Origin of the sequence: Methanoculleus sp. UBA413, from assembly GCF_002502935.1 — an archaeon.
In the GTDB taxonomy this organism is placed as follows: Archaea; Halobacteriota; Methanomicrobia; order Methanomicrobiales; family Methanoculleaceae; genus Methanoculleus; species Methanoculleus bourgensis.
Window position 1 is genome coordinate 12464 of the sequence record NZ_DAQR01000077.1, and the last position, 2144, is coordinate 14607.

Consider the following 2144-nt stretch of genomic DNA (forward strand, 5'->3'; position numbering starts at 1 on the left):
GCCCTCGGGCACCAGCTCTTCTCCCGCGGCGACGTCGAGGTCCACCACGGTTCGCTCTCCCGGGACGTCAGGGTCGATGCCGAGGAGCGGTTCAGGACGGGCGATATCCGGACGCTCATCGCCACATCCTCGATGGAACTCGGTATCGATATCGGGCACATCGAGCACGTCGTCCAGTTCGGCTCCCCCCGGCAGGTCTCGCGTCTGGTGCAGCGGGTCGGCCGGGCCGGCCACCGCCTCGACGCTGTCTCACGGGGCACCGTCCTCGCCACGGGGTTTGACGACCTCCTGGAGTCGTTCGTGATCGCGCGCCGGGCAAAGGCGAACGAGTGCGAGCGGATTGTCCCGCCAGCTGGCGCCGCCGACGTGCTCGCCAACCAGGTGGCGGCGATCGCGGTCGAGTACGGGGAGATCGAGGTCTCCCGCGTCCGGGAGATTACTGAAGCTTCGAGCGTCTTTGCCGGGTGCGGGCCGCTGCTTGACGCCGTCTGCAGGCAGATGGCGGAACACCGCCTGATCCGGCTCGACGGGTCGCGGATCATCCGGACCGGGCGGGCGCGGCGCTACCTCATCGAGAACCTCTCGATGATCCATGACGAGCGGAAGATGGAGGTCTTCGATATCGTCTCGCGCCGCACGGTCGGGACCCTGGATGAGTCGTTCGTCGTCGGGTGGATGCACACCGGCGCGGTCTTCATCACGAAGGGCCAGCTCTGGCGGGTGCTCGAGATGGAGGACGGCAGGATCTCGGTCGAGCCGGCCACCAGGGCGAACGGTGAGGTCCCGTCGTGGGAGGGGGAGCAGATCCCGGTGCCGTTCGCCGTCGCCCGGGAGGTCGGGGCGCTCCGGAGAACCCGGACGTTCGACCGGTATTCAAGCGTTCCCGGCGCGATCGCCTACGCGGAACAGTCGCTTGCCCGGATGGACCAGGGCAACTACCCGGTCCCCTCAGACCGTCTGGTCACCCTCGAAAACACTGACGAGGGGGTGGTCTGCAACGTCTGCGGCGGGCATAAGGCGAACGAGGCGCTCGCACGGGCGCTCTCGGTCCTCCTCTCGGCCCGCTACGGCTCGACCGTCGGGATCGAGGTCGGCGCCTACCGGTTCCTCCTCCGCCTGCCCGAGAACGTCAGGGCGCTTGAGGTCCAGGAGACCATCGCCGGGCTCGAGCCCGCGCACCTCCCCGGGGTCCTGAAACTCGCCCTGAAACGGACGGCGCTCTTCAAGTGGAAACTGGTGCAGGTGGCGAAGAAGTTCGGCGCCATCGATGCGGACGCCGACTACGAGCGGTTCAGCATCCACCGGCTCATCGGTCTCTTCGACGATACCGTCATCGCGGAGGAGGCCTACCGGGAGCTCTTCAGCAACTACATGGACGTGGACGCGGCGCAGGAGATCCTCTCCCGGGTCCAGGACGGCCGGATCGCCGTCACCACCGGCGGGTTGAGCCCGCTCGGGAGTGAGGGGCTCTCGTCGTCGCGAGACATGATCCCGCCGCCGCTGATCGACCAGGCGGTGATCGGGACGCTGATGCGCCGCCTTGAGAAGGAGGACGTCGTCCTCTTCTGCATGCACTGCCGGAAGTGGAAGAGCCGGACCGTCGTCGAGCGGGTCCCTGACCGGCCGCAGTGCCCGCTCTGCAACGCCCGCCTCATCGCCGCGCTGAAGCCCTGGGACGAGCAGTTCATCCCGGCGATGAGGAAGAAGAACAAGTCCGAGGAGGAGCGGGCGATCGAGGTCAGGTTCCTGCGGAACGCAAACATCGTCCTCTCAAGCGGCAGGAAGGCGGTGACCGCCCTCGCCGCAAAGGGCGTCGGCCCGGAAGCGGCGTCCCGGATCCTCGCCACCCTAACCGAAGGGGACGCCTTCTACCGCGAGATCCTGAAAGCGGAGAGGAACTACGTCAAGACGCACCGGTTCTGGTAGGGGCAGGGTGATATCACCGATCTCCACGCGGGACACTCCGGGTGGTGCCCAGGTCCAGTCTCATACGCTTTTTGTGGTGCACTTCCGCACTTGAGACACAGCGCTCCGACGACGCTCAGGAGGAACACCACCGGGCGGCAGCCTTCGCGAGCAGATGAGAGCCGCGAAAAAAAGCCGGAAGCCCCCGCTACTGGAGCATTTCAGCTAACATTTCCCAT

General features: G+C 66.7%; 1 protein-coding gene. It reads left to right on the forward strand.

All coding sequences use genetic code 11. The features are described 5' to 3' along the window. Nucleotides 1–1926 (forward strand): helicase-related protein (locus BP858_RS05950; protein WP_286879097.1); only part of this gene is annotated, 1926 nt, incomplete at its 5' end. Nucleotides 1927–2144: the final 218 nt, after the last annotated feature.